Source organism: Brevibacterium sp. Mu109, from assembly GCF_900169375.1.
GTDB classification, from domain to species: domain Bacteria; phylum Actinomycetota; class Actinomycetes; order Actinomycetales; family Brevibacteriaceae; genus Brevibacterium; species Brevibacterium yomogidense_A.
The window spans coordinates 1-1,410 of sequence record NZ_FXZF01000094.1; the positions used below are offsets into that span (position 1 = coordinate 1).

Here is a 1,410-nt window from a genome sequence, read left to right on the forward strand (position 1 = left end):
CGCCCCGTCGACGCCGGCCGCCACCTGGCTGCGGTTCGAGGGCGGGAAGATCGCGGAGATCCAGACGGTCTTCAACGCCGGTCGGTGACCTCGATTCGGCTCCGACAATGGATGGGCAGCACGACCCGGCAGATGTGCCGGCGGCAGTCGGCGGCTACGCGAACGCCGTTGAGGTTCCGGCCAGCCGTCGATTGCTCTTCATCAGCGGCCAGATTCCCGAGACTCGGGAGGGCGAGGGTCCCGACGCCGGGCGCTCACGGTGATCATCGCGGGGATCTTCGACCCGAAATGAAACCTCGAGATCGAAGCGGGGGCGGCTGGGCCATCCGAGTGTTCCCGGGTGCCGAGTTCAGGGTGACGACCGCGCCAGCCGGTCTTAAACGCGGGTCGGTGCCCTCCGGCTGGCCCGCCTCGGCGGGGGAGTTGGGGATCGTTGCCGTGCCCCGCCACTTCGCGATCGCCCGCATCACCTGATAGATGACGATCGCCGAGGCGGTGCCCAGAGCGATTCCCGCGAACTCGAGCCCCGCCGGGGACCACGTGTAGTTCGCGATCGCGACGATGAGCGAGACGGCAGCGGTGTTGAGGTTGATGGGGTTGAAGAAGTCGACGCGGTTCTCCACCCAGATGCGCACGCCGAGGAGGCCGATCATCCCGTAGAGGACCGTCGCCGCTCCGCCGAGGACGCCCGGAGGGATCGTCGCGATGATCTCGCCGAACTTCGGCAGCAGGCTGAGGATGAGGGCGATGATCGCCGCACACAGGTAGGCGGCCGTCGAGTAGATCTTCGTCGCTGCCATGACGCCGATGTTCTCCGCGTACGTCGTCGTCCCCGACCCGCCGCCGGCTCCGGCGATCGTCGTCGCCAGGCCGTCGGCGAAGAGCGCGCGCCCGGTGAGTCCGTCGAGGTCGCGGCCGGTCATCGCCGCCACCGACTTCACATGCCCGATGTTCTCCGCGACGAGGACGAGGACGACGGGCAGGAAGAGCCCGAGGTAGCCGAGGTCGAAGGCCGGGGCATGGAAGGTGGGCAGCCCGACCCATGCCGCGGTCTCGACGGTCGAGAAGTCGACCTCACCCTGGACGAGTGCGGCTGCGAACCCGACGAGGACGCCGATGAAGAGGACGGAGGAGACGATGATGGCGGCGATCGTGATCACCGCGGTCAGAGGTGCCTGCTGCACCCAGCCCCATGCGGCGGGGGCGAGGTTGAGCCCGATGAGGGCGACGATGGAGCCGGTGACGACCGGCGGCATCGTCACTTCGATCCACCGCACCCCGGCGAAGTGGACGACGATGCCGACGAGGGCGAGGGTGACCCCGACGGAGATGATCCCACCCTGGGCGAGCGCCATCGCCGAGGGGTCGAGCTTCTCACCCGAGGTCGCGGCGAAGCCGGTGACCGCTCCG

At 68.9% G+C, this 1,410-nt stretch carries 1 protein-coding gene; it reads right to left on the minus strand.

What is annotated here, in order from left to right; translation table 11 throughout:
* Positions 1 to 263: 263 nt before the first annotated feature.
* On the minus strand, positions 264 to 1,410 hold a 1,147-nt coding region (locus BSP109_RS16575; RefSeq protein ID WP_257944759.1), incomplete at its 5' end, for a uracil-xanthine permease family protein.